This is a genomic window from Geobacillus sp. TFV-3, from assembly GCF_009901865.1.
Lineage (GTDB): Bacteria > Bacillota > Bacilli > Bacillales > Anoxybacillaceae > Geobacillus > Geobacillus thermoleovorans_A.
This window is the reverse complement of record NZ_MPSP01000001.1, coordinates 1,844,763-1,871,038: the sequence shown is the minus strand read 5'-3', so window position 1 is coordinate 1,871,038 and position 26,276 is coordinate 1,844,763. Positions and strand designations below refer to the sequence as shown.

The following is a 26,276-nucleotide window of genomic DNA, read 5'->3' as shown; positions in this document are numbered from 1 at the left end:
AGTGAACATTTTTGGGGGATGATGATATCCATGTTAAAAAGCTTAGGTAAGATGGCATATGTCTATCGGTGGCTCATATTAGCTTTATGGGGAATTATTTCATTTTTACTTGTTTCATATGCATTTAAACTTCCGAATGTGCTTAGCGGTGATGGGTTTGAGATGAAAGGTTCTTATGCAAAAGTCCAAAAAATAGCGAAAGAGGAATTTAATCTTCCTAATAATAGCGTTATTGTTTTATTCGAAAAGGAAGAAAAAGTAAAGGAGGAGGAGTTTAGGCAGTTTATACTAAAAAAGCTGGAAAGCGTTCAAAATGTAGAGGGATTAGTTAGTCTTATATCTCCTTATGATCAAGAAGGGCAGTTAAAAGACAGTGTAGCATTTGCTGTTTTGGGATTTGATCGGGAATTTAACGATATGGGGGATATACTCCATGAGTTAAAGATGAAGTTAAAAAGTGAGGATGGAATTCATATTCGTTTGACAGGACCGGCATTGATTAATGAGGATATGAATAAGGCAAGTCAAGAAGATTTGAAGAAAGCAGAAATGATTGGAATCCCGATTGCTTTAATTGTTTTATTAATCGCATTTGGGAGTTTTGTCGCGGCATCTGTTCCGATTGTGATTGGCTTACTTGCTGTTGGTTGTTCGATGGGAACTTTGTATTTTATCGGTCAGCAGAAAGAGTTATCCATCTTTACATTGAATATTGTTCCGATGATTGGATTGGCTTTAGGAATTGATTTTGCTTTGTTATTTATCAGTCGTTTTCGGGAAGAGCTAAAATCCAGGGATGTAAAGGAAGCGATTGTTGTTACAGCGCAAACTGCGGGGAGAGCTATCTTATTTTCAGCTTTATGCGTGATTTTAGGGTTAGCTAGCATGTTAGTTATTGATGTTGAAATTTTTAAGACAGTGTCCATCAGCGGAGCAGTGATTGTCATCTTCTCATTAGTCATAGCGCTGACATTTCTGCCTGCTCTTTTATCTGTAATAGGAAGAAATATTAACAAATTACAGATTCTTGAGATTAAAGGAAGCGGAGAGAGTGTATGGCATCGATTTTCTAAGTTTGTCATGAATCGAGCAGGGGTATTGTCGTTGATTAGCTTTGGAATTTTGCTTTTCTGTTCAATCCCTATTTCTAAGATGAAACTGAGCATCCCTGATGCTACAGCGCTTCCAAAGGAATATGATACTAGGATAGCGTACGAAATTTACGAAAAAGAATTTTTGGGTGAAAATCATTCAGAAGTGCTAATGATCGTTCGCACGAAAGAAAATGATATACTTGAAAAAGAATCTCTTAGACAGCTGGAAAATTTGTTGCAAGATTTAAAAAAGGAAGAGATCGTGGCAAGTGTTGATTCTATCTTTTCAATCATGGGGGATTTACATTACCAACAACTTTATAAGCTTCTGCACAATGATGAAACGAAGAAAAAAATAGCTCCTTTCATTAATAAATTAGTGAAAGGCAATCAAACGATTTTTACTGTTCATTTAAATGTTGATTTTGATTCGGAAGAAGCAAAAGAGTTTGCGAAGCGCTGGGAAAAAAATGACGGTCAGATTGAAGTGTTATTGGGAGGTTTACCAAAGTTTAACCAAGAAATTCATGATGAAATCTCCGAAAATTTCAAGTATAGTTTATTGATAGTTTTTGCATCTACATTTATTATTTTAGTTCTAGCATTTCGTTCGATTGTTATTCCTTTAAAAGCTATTGTGATGAATATCATGAGTTTAATGGCTTCATTTGGGCTTTTAGTATGGATTTTTCAAGAAGGACATTTTGGCTTTGAACCGGTTCCCGCTATCGCCCTTATGATCCCGGTCTTCGTTTTTGGAGTTGTCTTCGGTTTATCCATGGATTATGAAGTTTTCCTGTTGTCTAAAATTCAAGAAATCTACTTGAAGACGAATGACAATGATAGAGCTACAATCGAAGGCTTGTCCTCGACTAGCAGGGTGGTTACATTTGCAGCGCTGATTATGATTATCGTAACAGGAGCATTTGCATTTACAGGCATTGTGCCTGTTAAACAGATGGGATTAGGTATAGCTTTAGCTATATTTATTGATGCAACAATCGTTCGACTATTGCTTGTTCCATCTCTAATGAAACTTATGGGGGACGTCAATTGGTGGGCGCCTAAGTTTTTAAAAAAGTTTTAACGGGCAAACGTTTTTCATGAATACTAAAAAGAATATGCCAAGGCAAAAAGCGTCGAAATGAATAAGTTTTATGCCGGAACAATAAGCTTATTGTATCATTTACAAATTTTTAACGAATTAAATGATACGTCTTGTTTTCTGCTTGAGCATGATGTACAACCAGATAAAAATAATAGATTTTGATAAACCCCTTTACAATGGCAAAGGGGTTTCGTTTTAAACTTCGATAAGTTTGAAGAAGGAATTTCGCAAATTTTGTTATAATTATCTATTGGAAATATTTGCGTGAGATGTTGGTGAAATGATGGAAAAAGAGACAGTGAAGATGAAAATGAAAGAGATCATCGAATCATCTTTTTTCATGCCGTCTTTAAAAGAAGCAGTATTGACATCGGTAGAAGAACACGCAAAACGAAGTGATTTTTTGTTTGGCTGTTTAGCCGGTGTGCATTATCGGATGTTTTCTGAAAACATCATAGAAATCGAACGAATCGCAGCAGCTGTAGAATTGATAATGTTAGCTGGAGATATGCTCGATGACCTTGTTGATCAAGACAGCTTGGAAACCTGGTGGAGCAAAGCACCTCTTACAACCTCACTTCATATGGCCATCGGATTATTGTTAGCTGGACAAAAAGCAATTGCGGATTTGCCTATCGATGATGATAAAAAAGTAAGGGCACAGTCATATATTTTATCTCGATTGCTTCAAAGTTTAAATGGGCAGCATATGGATGTCACAAATGACATACAGACGGAAACGGATTATTTACAGATGCTGAAGAAAAAATCAGGTTCTCTGGTAGCCATGGCGTGTTTCGTCGGAACTGCATTGGCAGGCGCTGAAAAAAACACTGTCATCATTGAAAAGTATGCCAATGATATAGGAATCGCTGCACAAATCGACAATGATATCGATGCGTTGTATCGTTGGGATGAGAAGAACGACATCAAAGCAAAGAAGAAGTCGCTTCCGGTATTGTACATGCTGGCAAGTAAACGGGATAACTTATTGAAACAGTATTTTCACAATCATATTGATTACAATGAGCTTTATGCCCAAAAAGAAAAAGCACTTCAACAAATAAATCAAGAAGGAGCGATTTACTATGCGAACGTGATGAGCCAAATTTGCAAGGAAAAGGCTTTGCAGGAAATCGAAAAACTAGATGTAGACGATGCGTATAAATCTGCGCTGAAAACATTGATTTAAAACTGTTGGAGGGAGATTGCGATGCAACAAATCATTCGCTTTTTAGTAGAACATCCAGAAATCATCGAGAAATTACAAAATGGTACGGTAAGCTTAATTGGTTTCAGTGAGTTAGAGGTAAAAGCGGTGATAAAGGTGTTTAGCGAATCGACGAGTCTTCTCAGATATTGGATGTAGATCGAGATGAATAGAACAGTTATTGTCATAATTGCTTCTTTGATTGCAGCGCTATATTTAACTATTTTAAATGTCTGGCATCCATTGATCGGCATAGGTGTAGTAGAAAAGAATGGCGATGTGGTTGTTAACGATCTTTACGAGTTTGGCTGGGCAAAAAAACATGGTATTCATATTCATGATCAAGTGCTGAAAGTGGATGGAAAGCCTCCGCTCTCCCATTTTACTGTCCGGGAATACAAAACAATTGAACAAGCGAAAACAATAACGATTCAGAGAGAAAATCAAATCCAAACATTGACGGTTGACTATCGATCGCATGGAACGGAACAGTGGTTGTATTATATTATTTTGCCGGCGGGTTTTTTTCTATTCGCTGTTCGTTTAAGCATATTTTTGCTTCGTTTGCGGCCAGATAATAACTCGGCGACCGTGCTGATTTACTTGTTGTTATCGGCAGGGCTTTGTTATATCAGTGCCAGCTTATCGGCGAAGCAGTCGCTTTTTGGAAGGCAAATATTCAGCGGTGTATTTTTCATGCTGCCCCCGCTCTTTTTGCATTTTGTTTACAACTATTTTGAAAAAGAAAAGAAGATATGGTTTGCGAAAAAAATCGTCTTTTCTCTTTATGGTTTTAACTTTGTGATGTTCGTTGCCTCACTCATATCTTTATCGTTTCGTTCGATAAGTGAAGCGGAAGTGCTATTGGCTACATTTTTTATCAACATGGTCATCATTCTGGCTTTGTTAGGAAAAGGATTCGTTGATCTTAAAAAAGATGAACAGCAAAATACGGTCAAAGGTTTGCTTTTAGCCATTGGGCTATCTGCCGCACCATTTGTTTTATTTTATAGTCTCCCGGTTCTCATCATTGGAAAATGGGTGCTGCCAGCGGAATTAACGGTTAGTTTTCTTTTCGCCTTACCAATCGTTTTCTTTTATTTAATGGCAACAGATCAACTGTTTCAACTGCAATTTTCGATCGAACGGTTGAAATATTTTGGACTGTTTGCATTACTTCCATCTTTCTTTATGATGATTGTGTACAATCAATTGATCCATCACTCTAGCAAATGGGCTGAACTTGTTGTTTTATTTTCTGTCGTTTACATCATCGTTCTTGCTACTTTTTACATAAAAGAATGGTTAGACCGCAAGTGGCGGGCAAAACTACGGATGCAAAAACATTTTTATCAAGAGAGCTTATATCGTATAAGTGAACAGCTTAAAAAACAGCGTACAGTAGAAGGAGTCATGTATTGTTTGGAAAAGGAATTGCAAGAAATTTTGGACGTGGAAAAAATAGATATGATGCAGTCCATAAACGAACCGCCTTCTTTCAAGTACAATCAAGCACATTGGGCGAATATCGTCAAAAAAATAAATGGTGCCCCACTTTCGATCGGTCGCGTAATGGAACATCGCTCCTTATTTGTCGTGTTTATCGGCTCATTTCGTCAAACAACTTTATGGCTAGTAGGGAAAAAGAAACAACCTATTTATTTCCATACCGAGCAAAAAGACTGGCTATCTGCCATTGTTTATTATACGAGCATGACGATGGAAAACATGTTAAAAGTGGAGGATCTATTGAAAGAGTTAGATCGATTAAAAGAGAAAGAACATTCGATTTCGTTTACTCGGTTGATGTTCCAATGGTCAGAAAGGGAAAGAAAAAAACTTGCAATCGATTTGCACGATACATTGCTTCAAGATTTAATTTTGTTAAGAAGAAAAGTGGAAAACTTGCTTGTTCAACCTCTGTACGTGGAAGATATACAAAAACAGCTAAACGATATTGACGAGGAGATCCTCAATGTCATTGATGTAACAAGAGAAATATGTCATGAATTAAGACCGCCATTTTTGAGTCAAATGGGATTAAAACAAGCAATCACACAGCTTATTGACCGATTCCATTTACGTACGAATATAAAAGTGGAATGGAATGTTCACATACAAGTCAAATTAGGAGAAGAACAGGAACTGGCGATTTATCGGATCATACAAGAATTGTTAAACAACGCCGTAAAACATTCACAAGCGTCAACGATTCAACTCGTATTGGATACGCAAGATGAGGCTGTTCAACTCCGTTATGTTGACGATGGTACAGGAATAGAGATGGAAAAATTAAATCATCATCATGGTAATTTAGGATTATTTGGAATAAAAGAGCGTGTGCAAGGCTTAGGTGGAACATGCAAAATCACGTCATCGCATGGATCTGGATTAGAGATAACGATCACCATTCCATTATAAACGTATGGAAAGGAGAAAAGCATGGCTCGTATTTTAATTGTCGACGATCATCGTCTTGTTTGCGAAGGAACAAAACGTATGCTCGAGGGTGAACAAGATTTTCAAGTAGATTTTGTTACATCAGCCAAAGAAGCAGAACAAATGATCGAGCAACGTACGTATGATGTATTTTTACTTGACTGGTGTATGTCGGATGTGAGCGGTATCGAATTGAGTAAACGAATTCTCCAAAAACAGCCAAATGCGAAAATTGTCATCTATACCGGATATGATATTGTTCCTTTTTTAAATTATTTCATTGAATCAGGCATTACAGGCTTTGTCAGTAAAACCGCATCAAGCGAGCAATTAGTGACAGCAATTCGCTGTGCATTACGAGATGAGGCGGTCATTCCTGTGCATTTCCTGCGTCAGCTGCATCGTTGTGAAGGAAAGGAAAAGATGGAGGAAAACGAACAACCAGCTGTGCTGAGCCATCTCGAGCAAGAACTACTAATGGAAGTCGCTAACGGCTTATGTAATAAAGACATTGCCAAAAAACATCACACGAGCCAACGAACGATAGAAAGACGCTTATCACGCATCTTCACGAAGTTACACGTATCTTCTCGAATAGAAGCGGTGGAAAAAGCAAAACAATTAGGGCTCATTCCAGAGCATCATATGTTGTGAACGCCTTCACCGGATCGGTGAGGGCATTTTCTTTTTGAAGTCCGCCATTTCGTGTCGGTATCCGACAAAAAAATGGCGGGGTTCGACACCATGTTGGCGGTGAAAAAGAAAGAGAGAAGGGATATAATGGAGATGAAAGGAGCATTCCTGTTAGAAAGGTTTTGGGGACTTGAAAGAAAAAAGCCCTCTTGGTATGATGCAGGGGTGTCAATGGAAAGTTGACCCTATCATCAGACCAAGGAGGACTTACTATGAATTGTACACAAAATCGCAAAATTGAACAAGTCACTGATCAAACATTAGTGATTGGAATGGATATTGCCAAGCAAAAACATTACGCAGCGATCGTGGACGCACGAGGTCGGGTACTGAAAAAGTCGTTTCCGGTGTTCCAGTCGAGATTCGGATTTGAACAGTTCTATGCGTTGATCCAAGAGGCGATGAGGGAGTTTGGCAAAACGGAAGTGATCGTCGGAATCGAGCCGACCGGACATTACTGGTTGAACCTCGCCTATTTCCTCGAGTCCTGCGGTAATATGTCAAGGTGAAAAATCATCGAAATTGGAAATTCATTTGTCCGATGACCCGAAAAAAGGCAATACTGAAGAAGCCCAGTCTTGTAAGATGTCATTAACTGGGTTTTGATACAAAATCAGTTAGATCGATACCCTTATCGATCTTCCCCCTTTCTTGGCGTGTAGATTTGACCGTTGCGTAGCAGCGCATCGATCACACGCACGAGTTTTCTAGCGGTAAGGACGAGGGCTCGTTTATGTTGATGCTTTGGCACTTCCTCGTACTTCTTCCGATAGTACGCGCGAAACGTCGCATCATGCCGTTGTACCGAGTTGGCAGCCTCCACTAGGTAGTAACGGAGATAGCGATTACCGGAACGAATGAGGGAAGTATCCTCGGCTTGGAAGCGCCCCGATTGGTGCTTGGACCAAGTCAGACCTGCATACTTCGCTAAGGCGGCTTGGTTGTCAAATCGCTCGATTTGTCCAATTTCGGCTAAGATGCCAGCGGCGTAGACTGGACCGATGCCAGGAATCGTTTGTAACGTATTCGGGATGCCTTCCAAATGGCGAGTAATCGCTTTGTCGAGCTCTTTGATTTGCGCTTGAAGGCTGCGAATGGATTGAATCGACAGCCCTAAAAGCAAATCAATGGAATCCTCGACACACTTGGAAAGCCGATACGACGAACGAGCCGCCTTTTGAATGGACTTGGCGATGCATTCCGGATCGGCAAAGCGATTGCGTCCTTTTTGGCGCAAGAAGTCGGCAAGTTGCTGCACGTCCATCTGAGAGATTTCGTCTAAGCTAAACGACTCGAGAAGAAGCTCTAAGATGGCATGTCCGAACACGGAGCTGTCCACCTCTTGAGTAAACGAGCTGCACTTGTAAAACAAGTGCTGGAGGAAGTATTTATTGTTTTTGAATTTTCGCTTGGTCTGTAGTAAAATGAAAGTGCTCTTGCATGGGGATTCTCCTTTCGAATGTTTGGTCGCACTTTCATTCTACAGGAGATCCGCAGGCAAGGGCTATTTTTTTGCTTACTCGATTTTATCTAGCACCACGGGTATTTTATTAACTTTTCAGAAAGGAGACGAGTTAAATATGGATTTGAGAGCTTATATTGATAGATTGGAAGAGCAGCAGGAGCTAAATCGAATCTCTTGTGAAGTGGACCCCCATATTGAGTTAGGAGCTATCGTTCGAAAAATATCTGATCAAGGAGGTCCAGCTTTATTATTTGAAAATGTAAAAGGGTATCAGATCCCCGTTTTAGTTAATATTTTTGGTACAAGGAAAAGAATTGCTGACTTATTTAATGTAGAAGAACAGCAGCTTTTAACCCATTACTCTAAGCTATCCAATGCAAAAAATTATATTCCACCTATTCTTACTTCAAAGGAAGAAGCACCTTGTAAGGAAATTCGATATATAGGTAATGAAGTTAATTTGTTTTCCTTACCTAATCCCATATGGACTGAACAAGATGCTGGACCATATATCAACTTTGGGGTTGTGAGGGCGAAAGAGCCAAATGGAAGTTTTTCAAATCTATCTGTCAATCGTTTACAGGTGAAAGAGAGGAATAAACTAGGCATTCGGACTGACTTAGGGCGAGATTTAGGTAAGATTATACATATGTATTGGCAACAAGGAAAAGCGTGTCCAGTAGCGATTACAATTGGTAATTCACCTTATTATTTATTAGCCTCAGTTGATGCGCTCCCATTTGGTGTTGATGAGATATTGTTGGCAGGAGCCCTTAGTGGTAAACCTGTTTTAACAACAAAGTGTGAAACATCTGATATAGAGATTCCGATCGATTCCGAAATTGTTATTGAAGGAGAAATTCCTCCCTATGTGTTAGAAGAAGAAGGACCTTATGGAGAATTTCTCGGTTATGTAGGTTCTTGTGAGAAATTACCTATCATTGAAGTCAAGGCTATCACTACTAGAAAAAATCCTATTTATTTGGGAAGTTTAGAAGGAATGCCGGTCGTTGAGCATCATGTAATGCAATCGTTACACATTGAAAATGGACTTAAGCTTTTGGGAAGTATTACAGGTGTAAAAATTGTTGATGTAGCTGTTCAACCGTATAGTGGTGGGATGAGTGCAGTCATTTCTATTCAAAAACGTTTTGACTCGGATCCAAAACAACTTATGATGGCCTCTTTTATGATTTCCATACTCAAACAAGTATTTATCGTTGATGAAGATATTGATGTACATAGTGATAAAGACCTTCAGTGGGCTATGGCCACGCGATTCCAGCCAGATAAGGATATAACTATTATCAATAATGCACAAGGGCTACAACTAGATCCTAGTGCTTATCCTTCCCCAGGGAATGAAACAGCACGAATTAGCTCGAAGGTTGGATTTGATCTAACAAAACCAGTCAATGTGAAATACCCTGAAGTTATTAAATATAGCAAAGAAACGATGGATCTAATAGAAAAGCGTTGGTCTGAATATGGATTCCCTTCATCAAATAATAGGAGTCAATGGAAATGAGTGGTGTAGCTATCGTAACGGGGGCAGGTTCAGGAATCGGTTTCTTGGTTACACAACAGTTACTAAAAGAAAATTATCGAGTAATTGCATTAGATAAAAAACAGGAAGCTCTTCTTCAAATACAAGAAAAATTAAAGCATCCGCACTTAGTCAGTAAATTATGTGATGTCACAGATCAAGAGAGAGTCCAAGCCATATTTTCGGAAGTGGGTGATCAAGAAGGACGGATAGATGTACTGTTCAATGGAGTTGGATGGATGAAAATAGGCGGATTTCTGGATCTAAGTGAGGAAGATTGGGATCTTAGTTTTCAGCTGAATTTAAAAACAGTGATTTACTGTGTAAAGTCGGCACTTCCTTATATGAAGTATTCCGATAACCCTTGTATCATTAATCTATCTTCCATTTTCGGTGTGTCATATGATGAAAGAGCTATTGCTTATTCTGTTAGTAAATCAGCAATTGTGGTTCTAACTCAATGCCTAGCTAAACAGCTTGCCAGTGAGCGGATTCGTGTAAATGCAATTCTTCCTGGTCCAGTAAATACTCCTTTTATTCATGGACTCAATGCACAAGCCAGATCTATTCCTGGAGGCTCTCGTTTATTGATGGAATTATCTTTCACACCATTGGGACGTTTGGGAAAAGCAGAGGATATTGCTGCGTTGACGGTTTTTCTTATCTCCCCACAGGCTTCCTATATCACAGGTGCTTGTATACCAATTGATGGAGGATGGTCATTATAATGTCTGATTATACCCATAAAAGGTCCAAGTGGCTTGAAACTACGACAAAGGTACGTTGGTCAGAAGTTGACTGGCAAGGGATTGTCTATTATGCCAACTATTTTGTGTACTTTGATTTAGCACGTGAATATCTGGCGAATAGCATAGGGATCGATTATCTAACAGATGTAGATATCTTAACATTAGAATGTCAAGCAAAATTCCATGCTCCAGCTCGGTATGGCGACGAATTAATTATACGGGTTGCCTTAGAGCATCCTAATTTTGCTCACTATGTTTTCCATTATCACATCCTTAGAAAAACGGGTAGACAACTGCTTGTAGAGGGGAAATCGGTTCATTGTGTATTCGATAAAGAAAAACAACGAATTAAGTTGGATGTTCCAGATAGAGAAAAAGAATTATTTACAAAATCAGGCCTCTTTGATGAAAAAAGATGAGCAAGCTACTTTACGATTAGGTATCGATTTAGTGGAAATAGATCGTTTCCAGCTCGCAGTAGCAAGAAGCGGAGAGAAGTTTATTAAACGGATTATAACAGAGGAAGAAAGAAACAACTACTCAATCGATCAATGGCCTATTTTATTTTCGGCTAAGGAAAGTTTTATCAAACTAATAGGTGGATTAGATAAAGGGCTTAGCTTTTTACAAATGCGTGTGTATTTATTTGAAAAGAACTATTTAAGTATAGAACTCAATGACTTGTTAAAAAAATATGTTTCTGGATTAGGAATAAAAGATAAGGATATAAAAGGAGATTATTACGTTTTCTCGGATGAAGGTTTAATTTTAACACGCTTTTGGACTTCTTAAATGAAAGGTTGGGTTATTTTTTGGAGAGAAAAATAGCGGTTGTTTTTCCAGGACAAGGTAGTCAGTATATTGGAATGGGAAAAGATTTATTGGTTGATCCTCATTTTAGAAAGCGGATTAAACAAGTAGCTGATACGCTGCAAATGGATGTTGATTCGCTATTTCATCCTTCCATGGCAGAGGATATTTCTAGAACTGAAGTGGCACAACCGTTTATCTTTGGTATGAGTATTGCTTTATATGAAATGGTAGTCAGAGAGCTAGATATGCAACCCGCTTTTTTTTGCAGGTCATAGTTTAGGGGAATTTTCAGCATTAGTTGCTTCGCAATCTTTATCTTATGAAAAAGGGCTGGAATTAGTAAAAATACGCAGTCAATGTATGCAACAAGCATGTGAACGATACCATGGGACCATGGCAGCCATTATGGGCTTAGAAGTAAATAAGGTACAGGAAATTTGTGCCAAATCTGAAGCAGAGACAGGTGGAACCGCCGTCATTGCAAATTATAATTCAAAAATGCAACTAGTCATTAGTGGAGATATCGAAACGATTGAATTAGCTATGAAAATAGCTGTGACTTATGGTGCGTTAAAAGTAGTGAGATTAAAAGTGAATGGTGCGTTTCATTCCCCTTTGTTTACAGAAGCAAACGACGAATTTAAACAACATTTATCCCCAAGTCTATTTCAAACACCTTTGGCACCAGTAGTAATGAATGTTTCGGGTTTGCCTATTCAACATCATGTAGATATTTATCAAGGGATCAAAGAGCAAATGATTTCTCCAGTATTGTGGAAAAACGTAGTTGAAACGTTAATTACTCAGTCTGTGGAGCTCATTGTAGAAATAGGTCCTAATAAAGTATTGACAGGACTGATCCGAAGCATCGATCGATCACAGAAAGTATGGAATGTTAATGACATGAAGTCATTTAAGCAATTTATTCGGCAATCGATATATGTATGATTGGATTTTAATTTAGAGGAAAGAGGGGATTTCGTTGTTTGAAGAACGTGTTGTATTAGTTACTGGATCAAGCAAAGGGATAGGAAAGTCTACTGCACTCTACTTCTTAAAAAATGGAGCTAATGTAGTATTTAATTATTCAAAAGACGGTCCACATATCACTAAGCTAAAACAGTTACTTAGTGAATTTGAAGATCGATATTTACTCTGCCAAGCAGATGTTTCGGACGTAAATCAGGTAAGAAAGATGTTTAAAGAAATAAAAGAGAAGTGGGGAAAGCTTGATATTGTTGTAAACAATGCCGGTATCACAAGTGATGGCTGGGTCATGATGATGGGAGACCAAAAGTGGGACAGCGTCTTAGACGTTAATTTAAAAGGAACATTTCTATGCATTCGAGAGGCAGCACGAATGATGAGTCGTTCGAAAAGTGGAGTGATTATCAATGTAACTTCTACGAGTGGGATAAAAGGACAGCCTGGGCAAGCCAATTATAGCGCTTCAAAAGGAGGAGTCATCGCACTTACTCGCACTGTAGCAAAAGAATTGGCTCCGTATGGCATTCGAGTGAATGCAGTAGCACCTGGCTTTATCAAAACAGCTATGACTACATCTATACCTCAAGATACTTTGGAGAATTATAAAAAATTGATTCCCGTAGGACGAATCGGTGAAACAGACGAAGTAGCAGAGGTGATAGGGTTTCTGGCATCTGATAAATCAAGCTATATAGTAGGGCAGTGTTTGGTAGTAGATGGAGGGCTTACAATATAGTAATTTTTGTAAGGAGTGTGGATATCCATATGGTTATGAAACAAGAGCTTATTAATAAAGCATCGGAAAGACAGCAGTTGTGCCAAGATATTAAAAAGATGATTGTCGAGCGTCTTTCATTGAATATAGATCCAGAATGGATTTCAAATGACCAACCCTTATTTGGTAGAGGCTTAGAGTTAGATTCGATTGATACATTGGAAATCGCAGTTGGCTTACAGGAAGTTTTTGGAGCGACATTTACAGATGACAATATGGAGGCCTTAGGATCAGTAAATAAAATAGCTGATTTTATTGAAGAGCAAAGGCGGGAAGGCCATGTCTAATATAAAGAAGGCTTCTCTATCTCAAATAAATATTGATGAAATTAAAAAGCTGTTGCCTCATCAATATCCCTTTTTGTTAATTGATCGTGTTGTAGAATTGGAGCCAGGTAAATATGGAAAAGGAATTAAAAATGTAACAATTAACGAACCGTTTTTTCAAGGGCATTTTCCACAGGAAGCCATCATGCCAGGTGTTTTAATGGTAGAGGCGATTGCGCAATTAATTGCGATTGTCTATATTTCTAAAGCACTAGAGGAGAACGACATCGAAGATGTAGATATGGCGAAATTGTCAGAGCGTGTGGGTTATCTAGTCGCATTAAAAAATATCAAATTTAAGTCGAAGGTTGTACCAGGGGATCAACTGGTTATGTATGCAAAAGTGGTTGGTAAGATGAACTTATTAAGTCAGGTGCAAGTATGGGCAGAAGTGGAAGGGCGTATAGTTTTAGAAGGTATGATCAGTGTTTCTGAAAAAAATACGGATTGAATGGACAACATAGAACAATAGAAAAGGGTGATTGATATTGTTTTATCGTACTGCTCCTAATATTAGCAAAGCCAAGTCGTTTCAACGGAGAGGATTGAAAGAAATTCCAGCTATTTTCTCTTCAGTGGAAGAGGAGTATGAAGCCATTCGTCATGGAGTCGGAATATGCGATCTATCTTTTGTGACGTTCTTAAAGATTTCTGGAGAAAATGCTTTATCTTTTTTGCAAAAATTAACAACAAAAGATTTAGATTTTCTGATGGAAGGGCAAACATCAACTTGTCTGCTGTTAAAAGAAGATGGGAGCTTCGTTGGTGAAGTTATTGTATTTGTGATGGCTGATCACTATTTACTTCTAGTTTGGCCGGAATATAAAGAGCAAGTTGTTTCTCATTTAGAATCTCATCAATCGGCATCGGAAGAAGTTGTGATAGAAGAGGTAGACAATCTCCATACATTTTTATTAGAAGGTTCCTATTCTTGGCAGCTTGTTCAAGATATCATCTCATTTCCAATTGAAGTCTTACCTTATAAAAACTTTTCTCCTTTTAATTATGAAGGAAGGAATTTAAATATAGCTCGTTTAGGCTATACGGCCGAGTATGGTTACATCATTTTTGGACAAAAAGAGGACATGGATGTCATTTGGAAAGTAATTTTTGATCTGCCTTTAGCAAGGGAAAAGGACCAGGTAAGGCAAATTGGCATAGAGGCACTCGATATTTGTCGTTTGGAAGTACGCTTTCCTGATTTGACTAAAGAGTTGGGAGATTCGCATTCGATTTTAGAATCGGGAATTAATTGGTTAATTGATTTGAATAAAGAAGACTTTTTAGGCAAAGCAGCGTTATTGGAGCAATTTAAAGCAGGAATTGATAGACAGCTGGTTTGTTTTGTTTCGGAAGAAGCCATCGAAGTAAATGAAAAAATTGTTATAGATGGTGAAAAGATCGGCCATATCCAGCATGTTTTATATTCTCCAGGGAAAGATGCCTATATAGGAGTTGCCTATGTTTCAAAGCTTTATGCTGCTTCTGGAATAACTTATCATTTAGAAAGTAATAAAGTTATTTATTCTGTTTCTAGTCCGATAGTTGTAGCGAAAAGCTTATCCATTCGCATCGGTTAAGGGGGGAAAAGATAGTGCAAGTAGCAATTACAGGGATTGGTATTATTTGTGCATTAGGAAACAACCAACAAATAGTTTGGTCAAAAGTTGAACAGGGGATAAGTGGATTAAAACGGATGTCACGCTTTGATCCGAGTAAGTTATTAACAAAATTTGCTGGGGAGATAAAAAATTTTGACCCGACTGAACGCTTAACTCAAGCAGAGTTAGATAATACAGAACGTTGTTCACAGCTTGCACTATTTGCAGCACATGAAGCATTTGAACAAGCAAAGATCTCTCCACAAGACTATAATTCATATCGAAAAGGAATTGTATTAGGCACTTCACTCGGTGGACTCATGAACGGAGAGATATTTCATGAACAATGGTTAAAAGAAGGCTACAAACAAACTGACCCTAATCTACTTTTAGCGTACCCTATCCATACAGTAGCGGATGTACTTAGCAAATGTTTTCAATTAAAAGGGCCAAAATCGACTATATCAACAGCTTGTGCTGCAGGAACCAATGCAATCGGATATGGTTTTGACATGATTCGTTGGGGTAAGGCAGATATGATGCTAGTTGGGGGAGCTGATCCCCTTTCTATGTTATCTTTGGCTGGTTTTAATAGTTTGAAGGCATTATCTGCTGAACCTTGCTCTCCTTATAATAAAAGTCAAGGGATTACCATTGCTGAAGGGGCTGGTATGCTCATATTAGAACGTTTAGATCAAGCAGAAAAGCGCGGCGCCTCTATTTTGGCAGTAATAGGTGGATATGGCTTAAGTAGTGATGCTTATCATCCGACCGCTCCCAATCCAGGTGGAGCGGGTGCGATGAAAGCAATGGAAATGGCATTGAACCGAGCTGGATTGACCACGGATGATGTAGATTATATCAACGGGCATGGAACCGGGACATTTGCCAACGATTCAGCAGAGACTTCTGCCATTAAAAAGATGTTTGGAGATAGGGCAAAACAGGTACCTATTAGCAGTACGAAATCAATGTTAGGCCATACATTAGGGGCTGCTGGAGCGGTTGAGGCGATTGTTTCAGTTTTAGCTATAATCAATCAAAAAGTACCGCCTACGATTAATATGTCGCTAGAAAATAATCGATATGGACTTGATTTTGTTCCCAATCGAGCTCGAGATAAGCAGATTGACATTGTGTTGTCTAATTCGTTTGCCTTTGGTGGAAATAATGCCACAGTGATTTTACGTAAGTATGAGCAGGATAAAAGCTATCCCAATGTGCAAGTTAATAAAAAGGAAAAGGTAGTTATCACAGGAATTGGAGCGGTACAACCGTTGGGGATTGGTAAAGACGAGTTATATACAGCGATTGCGAATGAAGAGCGGGCCATTAAGCGTTTTTCTTTTAATGAAGACTATCATAGTTTGTTAGGTGCATCTGCACCTGAAGAAAGTTATATCAATTTTGTACATCCTTCTTTTAGGCGTCGGATTGATCAACTTGGAAAACTATCGTTGGCGAGCTCCAAGCAAGCTCTAGAAGATGCAAAATTAAAAATCACGAGAGATAATAATTGCCGAATTGCTGTATTTTTCGGGACAGGGACAGGACCGATTGAGACGGTAGAAAAAGTGAATCGCTCCATTATTATCGAAGGAGAAGATAGCGTCAATCCGAGTTTATTTCCAAATACAGTAATGAATGCGGCCGCAGGTTATGTATGTTTAGCACATCAAATTAAAGGACCATCTACTACGATTTGTTCCGGTGGTGTTTCCGGTAGCCAAGCGATGATTTACGCGTATCAATGGATTAAAGAAGGGATTATCGATGCTGCTTTAGTTATTGCTTCCGACGAATATCATGAAGTGTTACATGCTGGATATGATCGCTTAGGCGTGCTATCTGATACAAATCCTAATCCTTTTGATAGGAATAGTAATGGATTTGTTCTATCAGGAGGAAGCGTTGCATTATTGTTAGAGTCTGAGAGTCATGCTCGTCATCGTTCGGCTTCTATTTATGCTGAAATAAAAGGTTTTGGTATCACTTCGGATGCTTATCGTATAGCAGGAAATCATCCATTTGGTAAGAGTTATACATTGGCTATAAAGGAAGCGCTACGGGAAAGTGAAATTGATTTCGAACACATTGATGGTATATTTACTGATGCCCGTGGGACTCCGATGATCGATTTAATAGAGGGCAGGGCTATTTCAAAATTAAGTCGAAAGGAAGTACCAGTGACTAGTCTTGCCGGCAAAAATGGTTATGCGGTTGGTGGACTTACTCCTCTTCACACTATTGCAGCTATTCAAGCAATGGAGACAGGGAAATTACCTAGATTAAGTGTAAAAAATCCTGTAATCCAATTAAAATTTGCGGTGAGTCAAAAGAGACTATCGAAAGCAGACTTTTTTTTAATCAATTCTTCGGCGTTTGGAGGAACATACACAAGTATTGTGTTAGGGAAGTTAGAGAGATGACAAAGGATGATTGGGTTTCGTTTTTTTGGAGGGAATGTGTTTTTCATAGTCAAAAGACCCGTTGTTCAACCTTAGTCATTGTCTCAAATGAAGTCATTCAAAAAAACTGGACTTTGGATGTATTACTTTCGGACTGGATTAACTTAAATGAATGGGAATATATTTGCCAACGGGGACGTATCTGGGAACGATTAAGTGTACGATTGGCTGTAAAGATGATTTATCGAGAGATGAATCCAACTGCTAACAGTTTACTGGTAAATGTTTCGATTTCAGAAAAAGGAGCGCCAATTCTGTTATATCAAGATCAACTTATAAAACAATTGGCACTTAGCATTTCTCATACCCCGCGTTATGGAGCAGTTCAAATTCGGAGCATATAACTTTTTAAGTTTTTGGGGGAGATAAGTAATGAGTAACGAGTCACGTCGTATGGCAGGTCTTTTACTAATTATTTTACCAACCGTTCTGTATGGTGGGATTAGCTTACTGCTGCTGTTAACAGACCCTGGATCCGGATATGCGGAGAATCCCCTCCGACAGGATTTGTTTCGAGCCGGCCATGCCCATGCAGGTGTTTTATTGGTTTTATCATTAATTACCTTGAGGTATGTCGATGAAACGAGTTTATCTGATGGTTGGAAACGATTTGTTCGCTCCAGTATACCGACGTCAGCTATCTTCCTTCCAGCCGCATTTTTCTTTTCAGTTATTTCACCGAATGCGACAAAACCAAATGCTTTTATTTATTTGGCTTATGTCGGAGCGGTGTTACTTGCGATCGGTTTAGTTGCACTGGGGGGTGGACTGTTAAAAAAGAAAAAATGATGCCTTTTTTCCATTCTTATTACTGTAAGTGAGGATCACTTTTCAGGGGGAGCGTGTATCAGATGCAATGGATAAAGAAAGGGATACAACAACCGGTTGTTACACTCCTTTTGTTTATCGCTCTGAGTCTTGCCGGGGTCTTTTCTTATTTTGAAATGGATAAGCAGGAAGATCCTGAGTTTTTGGTGAATGGCATAGCCATTGTGACTACTTATCCTGGAGCGGGAAGCGAAAAGGTAGAGCAATTGGTTACAAATGTGTTGGAGAAGAAAATCAAGACGGTTTCCGAAGTACAAAACATTGAGTCTTTTTCGCTTCCGAATGTATCCACCTTGTTTGTGACTTTTAAAGAAGGAAATAATTTGGAAAAAGCGCAGCAAAAAGTAAAGGAACAGGTGGACCAGGCGAAAAGGCTTTTACCTGAAGATGCAACGGAACCGGAAATCAAGACGGATCTATCTGAGATGGCTTTTATGATTGTACACCTTTCTCAAGATGGTCAAATAAATCAGGAGGAATTGAAAGAGAAAGCGAATGATCTGCAGAAACGCTTTGATCGAGTAACAGGGGTCAAGCGTACAGAAATATTGGGATTAGCGAATAAGCGGGTCGAAATCAATGTCGATATTCCTAAACTGAAAAGCTTGGGACTTTCTTGGATGCAAGTAATGCAGGCTTTACAAAAAAATTATGTTCAAATTCCAGAAGGCACTTTAAAAGGAAATGAAAAAAAGAATGTCCTGACCGTCGGAGGGCTTGGTAACCCGGATCAGATCGCAAATCTCCCAATATTTCAAAATCCCAAGTCAGGCAAGCAATTGTATGTCAAGGACTTTGCCAAAGTTGAATGGGGATATGAAAAGGAAAACACGAAAATTTTAACAGGTGAAAAGCAAAGCGTAGCGTTAATTGCCTATGTGGACTATCATGTAGATGCCAGAGAAGTAGGAGAAGAATTAAGAAAGGTTTATCAATCCTGGCAGAAAGAATTACCGAAACAATATACGGGGAAGGTTGTTTTTGATCAAAGTGAAAGTGTAAATAAAAAGTTTAATGAGCTGTATCGTGAATTAAGTGTCGGTATACTGGTTGTAGTAGCGATCTGTCTGTTAGGATTAGCCGTCCGTTCCGCGTTCATTACCAGTCTTAGCGTGCCGATTACCGTGTGTATTTCATTATTTTTCTTAAATTTATGGGGAGTGAGTTTACATCAAATCTCCATTGCTTCGATTATCCTGGTTTTAGGTATTTTAGTGGACGATTCGATTGTCTCCAATGAGAATATTGAGAGATATTTAACCGAAAACGGGAATAACATAGGGAATATTATTAAAGCTGTATATGAAGTAACGCCTGCAATTATTGTGGCAACATTGACTATTGTTGTCGGATTTGCTCCCCTTTATTTCTTAGAAGGGGATACGGGTCGTTTTATCCATTCGATCCCGCAAGTAATCATTGTGACTTTGCTCGTTTCACTACTTGTCTCACTGTTCTTTATTCCAGCATTGCGGGCAAGATTCGGATTAAAGGGACAAACAAAAGAGAGTAAGTGGTTACTGAGAGGATGGTCTGTTCTACAGTCTAAATATGAGCAGTTAGCGACGAAAACATTAAAAAGAGCTCCATTATGGATTGCTATCTTTTTTGGGGTAAGTACAGCCTTATTGGCTTTGCTGCCATTATTACAAGTACAGTTTTTCCCTAAAGCGGATGGACGATCCCAGTTAGTGGTCGATATTCATTTACCACAAGGGTCCGGTCTCGAACAGACAGAGAGCATAGTGAAAAAAGTAAGAGAAATAGTCAAGCGTGATAAAGCGATCGATTTTGATATCACCTACTTGGGACAATTGATGCCGAGAATTTACTATAATGAGAAGCCTATGGATCGTGGGGAATCTGTAGCACAGATGATGCTGCATCTCAATGAGACAGGGGTTAAGGAAACGGAAAAGGTCGTTGATCGACTGAATGAGCAGTTAAAAGAAAAATTTCCAAAAGATACGCGTGTGTTAGTACGACAGTTTGAGCAAGGACCACCCATTGAAGCACCTATCCAAATTCGGATTAAAGGAGAAAATTTGGTACAACTACAAAAAATTTCGGAAGATGTCAAAAGAGAGTTGGATGGGATCCCCCATATTACCCAGACCCAGTCATCGCTTGGAAGAAAAACTTCCGAAGTATCTATCACTCCTGATAAGGAAAAGAGTCTGAAATATGGAATCCTTCCACAAGATATCGCTTTAAACCATCGATTTGCACTAGAGGGGATCGAAGTTGGTAAAGTATTTGTCGAAAATGAATCTTTTCCCGTTTTACTGAAGGCAAATCAATCACCAAGAAATATGAAAGAATTGGGAGACTTTTGGGTTTCCACCGTCTTACCTAACGGTCAAAGTCAATATGCGCCTCTCAATCAGATTGCTAAAATATCAACTGTTCAAACTGTCCCACAGATTACTCATTATAACGGAGAGCGATCTGCCATGGTGACAGCTTATGTGGATCATAACCAAATGGTTCCACAAGTGACTGAAAAAGCGAAGGAGCGTCTGAAAGCCCTGGAGAAAAAATGGCCGAGTGGATATCAATGGACAATGGAAGGACAAGAGGAACAGCGTACACAAGCATTTGAATCGATGTACAAGTTCTATGTGCTATCCATACTATTGATTTTTGTATTGGTGTTTATCCAATTCCGTTCATTCTGGAAGCTAATTGTGATTATGACAGCGATTTATATGGCGATGAGTGGAGCCATTTTATCCCTCTATCTTACCAATCAACCATTAGGATTTATGGCATTACTAGGCATGATTGGATTGGGAGGCGTTGTCGTTCGAAATGGAATTATGCTCGTGGAATTCGCTGATAGTGCATTGGATCAAGGGCAAAAGTTGAAAGATGCTTTGATTCAGGCTGGAAGGTTGCGTTTGCGTCCGATTTTATTGACGTCCTTATCCGCAGTAGGTGGGTTAACGCCCCTAGCCATAATAGGAGGCAATTTATTTCGCCCTTTAGCTATTACGATTATAGGAGGGTTACTGTATAGTACTGCTTTAACTCTATTTGTAGTGCCAGCTCTTTATTATGTGATAGCACAGAAAAAGGAAAAAAGAAAAATGTCTAAAAGTGAGTAGACATAAAGGATACTGATGGGAATGTCGGTTTATATACGTAAAGTTGAACGTCTATCAGGTATTAAGGAATCAATGATTTCCGATTGGTGTTCATTACCATGAAAGAGATATTAAGTGTAAGTGTATGAGTAAAATGTTTGTGGGAGGAAGCTAAGTCCTCTTCCCTATGTTTCAAGGGGAGCCTTGAAAAGAAGAGGATGAGCAAAATAGATGCAAAAAGGACTCTCTTCCTGTATTGTGATAAGTGCAACCAAACCACAACAGGAGGTCAGAGAGTCCTATGCAACAGTTTATCACAGGTGGGCAAACATTAAAAGAGTTAGAAGCCGAATTGTTTGGAATGTTACAAAAAACCTATGGAGAAATGCTTCAACAGGTATTGGAATGGCTGGATGAAGAGCTAGCCAAACAACGAGATAAAACACGCTATTACCTAAAAGATAAACGAACGGTACGCCTTCAGACGTTATTTGGGGAGGTGGAGGTTCGGCGCAATGACTATTTGGATCGAGAAAAAGGCGTATATACGTGTTTATTAGATGCTTTCCTCGGGTTCGATGGCGCAAAGGGAGTGAGTCCCTTACTGGAGGAAACGGCCATCGAATTAGCCGTTACTGGTTCTTCGTATCGCCAAGCCGCAGAGGCGCTAGAGAAGATGGTAGGCTATGCGGTGATGAGTCATGAAACGATTCGCCAGCTTATCTTACAAGCGACGGTGGACAAGCATCGCCCGATGGAAAGGAAACAACAGGTGTTGTTCGTGGAAGCAGACGGGTTATACGTCAAACGGCAGCGAAGTCGGCGAAGAGGGAAAGAAGAAAAGATTTTGGCAGTACACCAAGGATGGGAGGTCAACGGAAAACGGGTATCCTTGGTGGGGAAACGGCACTATGTGCACGACACAAAAGAGCCGGTTGTTTAGTGCAAAATAAAAATACAGAGTTCTGCAACGAAACGTGCAGAGCCTAAGGCAAAGAAAAAAGGCTTGCCAGCCCCTAACATTTCCTCTACTGTGGAAGTTGTGAACACATAAACCAAACAGTGGAGGAGCGAAAGGATGCTGGCAATGCCCGAAATGAATCGTATCAGAAAACTGCGTGAAAAGAAAGGGTTATCGATTGCGGAAATTTCCCGCGAAACGGGATATAACTGGAGAACGGTCAAGAAATACGCGGATGGCGGCATTTCTGTCCAACCAACCATCAAACGCAAAAAGGGGATGATGGAGGAAGAAGGATACGGGCAAATCATTGATGACTGGTTGGAGGAGGATGCCAAGCTGCCGAGAAAACAACGGCGAACGAACAAGACGATGTTTGAAGCGCTTTGTCGTGACCATGGATTTCAAGGCTCGTATCGCACCGTTTGCGCGTACGTGCAAAAACGAAGACCGCAGCTCAAACTCGAGAAAGAACAGCGCTATGAACGACTTGAGCACCCGCCAGGCGAGGCGCAGGTGGATTTCGGGAAGATGACGGTGGTGACGAAGGAGGGGAAGGAAGAAGAACGATCGGTTTTGATCGTAAGCTTCCCGTATAGCAACGCTGCGTTTGCTTATCCGCTGCCGGCGGAAAACAGTGAATGCTTCCTCCATGGGTTGACGCAGCTGTTTCGTCAGGCTGGGGGAGTGCCAAAGGCATTGCGCATTGACAATTTGTCCGCGGCCATCGTGTCGATTCGAAAAGGGGGAGAACGCCAATTCACCGAGGCTTTTGAGAAATTTCAACTCTACTATCGGTTTGATGTACAAGTGTGCAATCCATACAGCGGACATGAGAAAGGAAATGCGGAGCGAAAAGTCTATTACACTCGCAACCTTTGTTTCGTCCCGGCTCCGTTGATCGAGTCGGATCCGGAGCTGGTGGAGTGGCTGCATCGCAAGATGGTCGAGGACCGAAACCGCCCTCATTATGAAAAGGGGCGGTTGATAGAGGAGCTATGGCAGGAAGAGCGGCCGGAGCTGTTGGCGTTGCCGGAACAAGATCTTCCGATCTTCTCCCTCGATCACGCTTACGTGAATAAGTACGGAGAAGTGATGGTGGATGGGAAGGCGTTCGTCGTCCATGGCCTGTCCGTCCCCAACCGGGTATTGGTGAAAAAAGAGTGGGATCGTTTCTTTGTGCTCTCTCCTGACGGAGGCATACATCTTGAGATGCCAAGGCCGTATACGAACGTGAAACGCGAGATCCCTTGGAAAGAGATTTTCGCTGAGTGGGAGACCAAACCCCGGGTTGTCGGGCATTCCCGATACCGGGCGTACTTGCCGGAAGCGATCCGAACGTATCTGGCTGGCACCCCGCCCCAGGTGGCGGCCCGTTTGAAAGGGCTGCGAGCGCTGTTGGATCGTTGCACGCTTTATGAAATCGCCCAGTGGCTCGAGGAGAGTCAGCGATGGGACTTGGCTCCTCATGAAATCGGGGTGTTGATGGAAGCCGAGCAATCCCATTACCCGGCCAAGTGGAAAGAATCGTACACCCCTTCCGTCCTGATCGACTATGAAACGGACTTAACGGTGTATGATCAACGTCTTCATCCTGTTCGGGAAGGGGGTGTCCAGGGATGAGAGCAGAGGTGAAAGAGATTTGTAAAGCACTGCATTTGGCCTATATCGCGGATCGATTCGAGGAGGTGATGTTCGAAACGAAAGAACAGTTTTTGCGGGATGTATTGGCGCTGGAGCTGTCGTGCCGCCAGCAGGCGAAACAGGCCCGGCTGATCAAGAAAGCCAAGTTTCGGGAGTTGAAATGGCTGAAGGATTACGAATGGTCGGATCACATCCACTGGCCGACCACGACATCGAAGAAGGAATTGTGTGACCTTCGCTTTTTGGAGCGAAAGCAAAACGTTCTGCTTTTAGGCTCGCCCGGGACAGGAAAAACCCATCTCGCCACAGCGCTCGGCATCCAGGCGTGCCAACAAGGCCATGAGGTTCGGTTTTTCCGCGTCGCGGATCTCGTCGCCCAGCTGGAAGAGGCATTGAAAAATGGCACGCTCGGGCGGCTGAAACGAAGCATCGATGCGTGCGAACTGTTGATATTGGATGAACTCGGCTATGTGCCGTTTCAAAAGCAAGGATCGGAGCTGTTGTTTCATATTATCGCCGACTGTTATGAGCGAAAAAGCGTCATCGTGACGTCGAATCTGGAATTTGGACAGTGGAATCGGGTGTTTGGGGACAACCGCTTGACAGCTGCGCTGGTGGATCGCTTGGTTCACCATGCCCACATCCTGGCCTTTACGGGAGAGAGCTATCGACTGCGGAACGCTCTCTCCGCGATCCAGCCGTCCTCTTCCCCCGGTCTGGAACCTTAAGTCTTGAGCTGGCAAGCCTATGTATTTTTTCTTGCACTTCTCTGCATTTTTTGCTTGCAAAAAACAGGGCTCACGACTGATTTGAGCGATACATCCTTGCTTCAGGATGAAATTGAGTATAAAGGCCAATCATATAAGTTTTTCTCTAAAATCTCGGATCGCGATGTTTACTCACTATGTATTAGAACGAGCGGAAGTGACGTGAGTGTAAAAATTCTAGCTGCTATATAAGTTTCTAGAATTTTTACAACCTGTAAAGATGCTAAAGACCTGAATCCGTGACAAAATATCTTTACAATGGTAGCAAACCGTTGATACGATAAGGGAAAACGACGTTGACGATTCCTCATTAAGTAGGTGAATGGGATGAAAGATTTCCCGATTCGGTTTGTATTGACAGATGAAGCGATTATCCCAAGTGCTGGGCTTGCTCTCGTTGGCTACTCACTACATCAAACGAAACTGGATAAACGACTAAACGCTCTTCGGCTTCCAACGGTTCGTCGAGAAGTGCACATTTCCCATAGCGACGTCATTCGCTCCATGATCGGCTTACTTGCCACGGGAAAAACGGATTTCGATCATATCGAAGCGTATCGTCAGGACGATATCTTTTCGACATCCATGGGCATTCAGCACGTGCCTTCCTCCCAAACCTTGCGACAGCGACTCGATCAGCTCGCTTGTCTTCCGATGACCGAAACGATTCTTTGGGAGGAGTCCATGCGTCTGTTGATTTAACGACATGCCACCTTGTCCCCTTGTTGAACCAAAGGAAAGACGACATGGCTCCCCCTTGATGTAGATGGCTCCCCGTTTGACAACTCCGATACGAAAAAAGAAGGAGTGAGTCGAACGTATAAAGGATTTGACGGTTTTACGCCATTGTTTGCGTATGCAGGGAAGGAAGGGTATCTCGTTCATGCCGAGCTGCGTCCTGGAAAACAACATGTGCAAGACGACATGCCCTCGTTTTTAATCACCGCCATCCGTCGAGCCCGTCAACTGACCGCGTCTCGTTTGCTTGTTCGCATGGATGCAGGGAACGATGCAGAAGCGAATGTGCACGTATGCCTAAAGGAAGACGTGGACTTTGTCATCAAGCGAAACTTACGCCGAGAATCGAAAGCGCTTTGGTTTCAGATCGCTTCGCAAAAAGGCAAACGCGTCGATGATGGACAAACAGAAGGAGTGCAAACCTATGAGCTATGCCTTCCACAGACCGTAGCGATCGATGGAAACACGTATACAAAAGCGCTCGTTTTGGTCATAGGAGCCTTCGTTTACAATCTTCTTCGGCTGATTGAGCAAGATGTATTCAGTGATCCGAACCATCCATTGCATCACAAAGTGAAACGTCGCCGAATTAAGACGATGATTCAGACGGTGATCACGATGGCAGGGCGACTCGTTCGCCGATCGTGGCAACGATGAATGAAGTTGACGCGAAGGAGTGGCTATAGCGAGTCCCTTCTGAACATGTACATCAAATGGAGAGAAGGAGGATAACGAACATTTGTTCGAATACCAATGTTCAACGCCACCTCTTTGTTTTCTTATCTCTCTTTTTAGTTCTTATGCCCAAAAAAGAGGTTTGTTTCATTTCCAAGAATAGACATGACATAGGTCGCAAGCATAAAAAAGGGTTTTGTGGATGAAACATCTATAAAACCAGCAACAAAATCAAAGTCGATGTCAACCCATCACGGATTCAGGTGTAGAGGTTATTCAACTACGGGGAAGATTTGTTCAATA

General features: G+C 40.7%; 22 protein-coding genes and 3 pseudogenes. 24 read left to right on the top strand and 1 reads right to left on the bottom strand.

Annotation, left to right across the window (positions count from 1 at the left end; genetic code table 11):
• Positions 1–30: 30 nt before the first annotated feature.
• The 6 genes and pseudogenes from BJQ97_RS09510 to BJQ97_RS09485 form a co-directional block, all read left to right on the top strand.
• Complete coding sequence (locus tag BJQ97_RS09510) at positions 31–2,181, top strand: MMPL family transporter (protein WP_160156386.1); 2,151 nt, start codon at positions 31–33, stop codon at positions 2,179–2,181.
• A gap of 301 nt (positions 2,182–2,482) precedes the next feature.
• Positions 2,483–3,394, top strand: a complete 912-nt coding sequence (locus tag BJQ97_RS09505; RefSeq protein WP_160156385.1) for a polyprenyl synthetase family protein — start codon at positions 2,483–2,485, stop codon at positions 3,392–3,394.
• Positions 3,395–3,415: 21 nt separating this feature from the next.
• The gene (gene comX, locus BJQ97_RS09500; protein WP_160156384.1) at positions 3,416–3,571 is read left to right on the top strand and encodes a competence pheromone ComX; all 156 of its coding nucleotides are present in this window, start codon (positions 3,416–3,418) and stop codon (positions 3,569–3,571) included.
• Between the two features lie 6 nt (positions 3,572–3,577).
• Positions 3,578–5,833 (top strand): ATP-binding protein, encoded by a 2,256-nt coding sequence (locus tag BJQ97_RS09495; RefSeq protein ID WP_160156383.1) that lies wholly within the window; start codon positions 3,578–3,580, stop codon positions 5,831–5,833.
• A 21-nt stretch (positions 5,834–5,854) separates the two neighbouring features.
• Positions 5,855–6,505: a response regulator transcription factor gene (locus tag BJQ97_RS09490; RefSeq protein WP_160156382.1), complete on the top strand. Its 651-nt coding sequence runs from the start codon at positions 5,855–5,857 to the stop codon at positions 6,503–6,505.
• Between the two features lie 251 nt (positions 6,506–6,756).
• Positions 6,757–7,038, top strand: a pseudogene (locus tag BJQ97_RS09485) (IS110 family transposase); the annotation flags it as partial.
• Positions 7,039–7,175: 137 nt separating this feature from the next.
• Here the strand turns inward: BJQ97_RS09485 and BJQ97_RS09480 are convergent.
• A pseudogene (locus tag BJQ97_RS09480) lies at positions 7,176–7,943 on the bottom strand (IS110 family RNA-guided transposase); the annotation flags it as partial.
• A gap of 181 nt (positions 7,944–8,124) precedes the next feature.
• Between BJQ97_RS09480 and BJQ97_RS09475 the strand changes: the two are divergent.
• The 18 genes and pseudogenes from BJQ97_RS09475 to BJQ97_RS09390 all read left to right on the top strand — a co-directional run bounded on the left by BJQ97_RS09475 (position 8,125) and on the right by BJQ97_RS09390 (position 26,030).
• Entirely contained in the window at positions 8,125–9,537 is a 1,413-nt protein-coding gene (locus BJQ97_RS09475; protein WP_160156381.1) for a UbiD family decarboxylase, read from the top strand.
• Positions 9,534–10,283, top strand: coding sequence for an SDR family NAD(P)-dependent oxidoreductase (locus BJQ97_RS09470; RefSeq protein WP_160156380.1), 750 nt, complete (start codon positions 9,534–9,536; stop codon positions 10,281–10,283). The genes BJQ97_RS09475 and BJQ97_RS09470 overlap by 4 nt, the downstream gene beginning before the upstream one ends.
• A complete protein-coding gene (locus BJQ97_RS09465) occupies positions 10,283–10,723 on the top strand; it encodes an acyl-CoA thioesterase (RefSeq protein ID WP_160156379.1) in 441 nt (146 codons plus the stop codon). The genes BJQ97_RS09470 and BJQ97_RS09465 overlap by 1 nt, the downstream gene beginning before the upstream one ends.
• The gene (locus BJQ97_RS09460) at positions 10,710–11,096 is read left to right on the top strand and encodes a holo-ACP synthase (protein ID WP_160156378.1); all 387 of its coding nucleotides are present in this window, start codon (positions 10,710–10,712) and stop codon (positions 11,094–11,096) included. The genes BJQ97_RS09465 and BJQ97_RS09460 overlap by 14 nt, the downstream gene beginning before the upstream one ends.
• Positions 11,097–11,116: 20 nt before the next feature.
• Positions 11,117–11,392, top strand: coding sequence for an acyltransferase domain-containing protein (locus BJQ97_RS17925; protein ID WP_160156377.1), 276 nt, complete (start codon positions 11,117–11,119; stop codon positions 11,390–11,392).
• A complete protein-coding gene (locus tag BJQ97_RS09450; RefSeq protein ID WP_160157588.1) occupies positions 11,361–12,065 on the top strand; it encodes an ACP S-malonyltransferase in 705 nt (234 codons plus the stop codon). The genes BJQ97_RS17925 and BJQ97_RS09450 overlap by 32 nt, the downstream gene beginning before the upstream one ends.
• Positions 12,066–12,099: 34 nt before the next feature.
• Positions 12,100–12,840, top strand: coding sequence for a 3-oxoacyl-ACP reductase FabG (gene fabG, locus BJQ97_RS09445; RefSeq protein WP_201451677.1), 741 nt, complete (start codon positions 12,100–12,102; stop codon positions 12,838–12,840).
• Positions 12,841–12,869: 29 nt separating this feature from the next.
• Positions 12,870–13,166 (top strand): phosphopantetheine-binding protein, encoded by a 297-nt coding sequence (locus BJQ97_RS09440; protein ID WP_201451676.1) that lies wholly within the window; start codon positions 12,870–12,872, stop codon positions 13,164–13,166.
• Positions 13,159–13,656 carry a 3-hydroxyacyl-ACP dehydratase FabZ gene (fabZ, locus tag BJQ97_RS09435; protein ID WP_160156376.1) on the top strand — a complete coding sequence of 166 codons (498 nt, stop codon included), beginning with the start codon at positions 13,159–13,161 and terminating at the stop codon, positions 13,654–13,656. The genes BJQ97_RS09440 and fabZ overlap by 8 nt, the downstream gene beginning before the upstream one ends.
• Positions 13,657–13,693: 37 nt before the next feature.
• Positions 13,694–14,785 (top strand): glycine cleavage T C-terminal barrel domain-containing protein, encoded by a 1,092-nt coding sequence (locus BJQ97_RS09430; protein ID WP_236567194.1) that lies wholly within the window; start codon positions 13,694–13,696, stop codon positions 14,783–14,785.
• A 14-nt stretch (positions 14,786–14,799) separates the two neighbouring features.
• Positions 14,800–17,235, top strand: a complete 2,436-nt coding sequence (locus tag BJQ97_RS09425) for a beta-ketoacyl-[acyl-carrier-protein] synthase family protein (protein ID WP_160156375.1) — start codon at positions 14,800–14,802, stop codon at positions 17,233–17,235.
• Entirely contained in the window at positions 17,232–17,618 is a 387-nt protein-coding gene (locus BJQ97_RS09420) for a hypothetical protein (RefSeq protein ID WP_160156374.1), read from the top strand. Before BJQ97_RS09425 ends, BJQ97_RS09420 begins: the two co-directional genes overlap by 4 nt.
• A gap of 28 nt (positions 17,619–17,646) precedes the next feature.
• The gene (locus tag BJQ97_RS09415; RefSeq protein WP_160156373.1) at positions 17,647–18,063 is read left to right on the top strand and encodes a hypothetical protein; all 417 of its coding nucleotides are present in this window, start codon (positions 17,647–17,649) and stop codon (positions 18,061–18,063) included.
• Between the two features lie 62 nt (positions 18,064–18,125).
• Positions 18,126–21,209: an efflux RND transporter permease subunit gene (locus BJQ97_RS09410; protein WP_160156372.1), complete on the top strand. Its 3,084-nt coding sequence runs from the start codon at positions 18,126–18,128 to the stop codon at positions 21,207–21,209.
• 280 nt (positions 21,210–21,489) lie between these two features.
• Positions 21,490–22,131 carry a UPF0236 family transposase-like protein gene (locus tag BJQ97_RS09405; protein ID WP_407066442.1) on the top strand — a complete coding sequence of 214 codons (642 nt, stop codon included), beginning with the start codon at positions 21,490–21,492 and terminating at the stop codon, positions 22,129–22,131.
• A gap of 135 nt (positions 22,132–22,266) precedes the next feature.
• Positions 22,267–23,772: an IS21 family transposase gene (gene istA, locus BJQ97_RS09400; protein ID WP_160155207.1), complete on the top strand. Its 1,506-nt coding sequence runs from the start codon at positions 22,267–22,269 to the stop codon at positions 23,770–23,772.
• Complete coding sequence (gene istB / locus BJQ97_RS09395; RefSeq protein ID WP_021322668.1) at positions 23,769–24,521, top strand: IS21-like element helper ATPase IstB; 753 nt, start codon at positions 23,769–23,771, stop codon at positions 24,519–24,521. Before istA ends, istB begins: the two co-directional genes overlap by 4 nt.
• A gap of 366 nt (positions 24,522–24,887) precedes the next feature.
• Positions 24,888–26,030: pseudogene (locus tag BJQ97_RS09390) on the top strand (IS1380 family transposase).
• The last annotated feature ends 246 nt before the right edge of the window (positions 26,031–26,276 follow it).

Bases quoted from the DNA above. Each gene is read 5' to 3' on its own strand.
- BJQ97_RS09510 (WP_160156386.1), top strand. From the start codon at position 31: ATGTTAAAAAGCTTAGGTAAGATGGCATATGTCTATCGGTGGCTCATA.
- BJQ97_RS09505 (WP_160156385.1), top strand. From the start codon at position 2,483: ATGATGGAAAAAGAGACAGTGAAGATGAAAATGAAAGAGATCATCGAA.
- comX (WP_160156384.1), top strand. From the start codon at position 3,416: ATGCAACAAATCATTCGCTTTTTAGTAGAACATCCAGAAATCATCGAG.
- BJQ97_RS09495 (WP_160156383.1), top strand. From the start codon at position 3,578: ATGAATAGAACAGTTATTGTCATAATTGCTTCTTTGATTGCAGCGCTA.
- BJQ97_RS09490 (WP_160156382.1), top strand. From the start codon at position 5,855: ATGGCTCGTATTTTAATTGTCGACGATCATCGTCTTGTTTGCGAAGGA.
- BJQ97_RS09475 (WP_160156381.1), top strand. From the start codon at position 8,125: ATGGATTTGAGAGCTTATATTGATAGATTGGAAGAGCAGCAGGAGCTA.
- BJQ97_RS09470 (WP_160156380.1), top strand. From the start codon at position 9,534: ATGAGTGGTGTAGCTATCGTAACGGGGGCAGGTTCAGGAATCGGTTTC.
- BJQ97_RS09465 (WP_160156379.1), top strand. From the start codon at position 10,283: ATGTCTGATTATACCCATAAAAGGTCCAAGTGGCTTGAAACTACGACA.
- BJQ97_RS09460 (WP_160156378.1), top strand. From the start codon at position 10,710: ATGAAAAAAGATGAGCAAGCTACTTTACGATTAGGTATCGATTTAGTG.
- BJQ97_RS09440 (WP_201451676.1), top strand. From the start codon at position 12,870: ATGGTTATGAAACAAGAGCTTATTAATAAAGCATCGGAAAGACAGCAG.
- fabZ (WP_160156376.1), top strand. From the start codon at position 13,159: ATGTCTAATATAAAGAAGGCTTCTCTATCTCAAATAAATATTGATGAA.
- BJQ97_RS09420 (WP_160156374.1), top strand. From the start codon at position 17,232: ATGACAAAGGATGATTGGGTTTCGTTTTTTTGGAGGGAATGTGTTTTT.
- BJQ97_RS09415 (WP_160156373.1), top strand. From the start codon at position 17,647: ATGAGTAACGAGTCACGTCGTATGGCAGGTCTTTTACTAATTATTTTA.
- BJQ97_RS09410 (WP_160156372.1), top strand. From the start codon at position 18,126: ATGCAATGGATAAAGAAAGGGATACAACAACCGGTTGTTACACTCCTT.
- BJQ97_RS09405 (WP_407066442.1), top strand. From the start codon at position 21,490: ATGCAACAGTTTATCACAGGTGGGCAAACATTAAAAGAGTTAGAAGCC.
- istA (WP_160155207.1), top strand. From the start codon at position 22,267: ATGCTGGCAATGCCCGAAATGAATCGTATCAGAAAACTGCGTGAAAAG.
- istB (WP_021322668.1), top strand. From the start codon at position 23,769: ATGAGAGCAGAGGTGAAAGAGATTTGTAAAGCACTGCATTTGGCCTAT.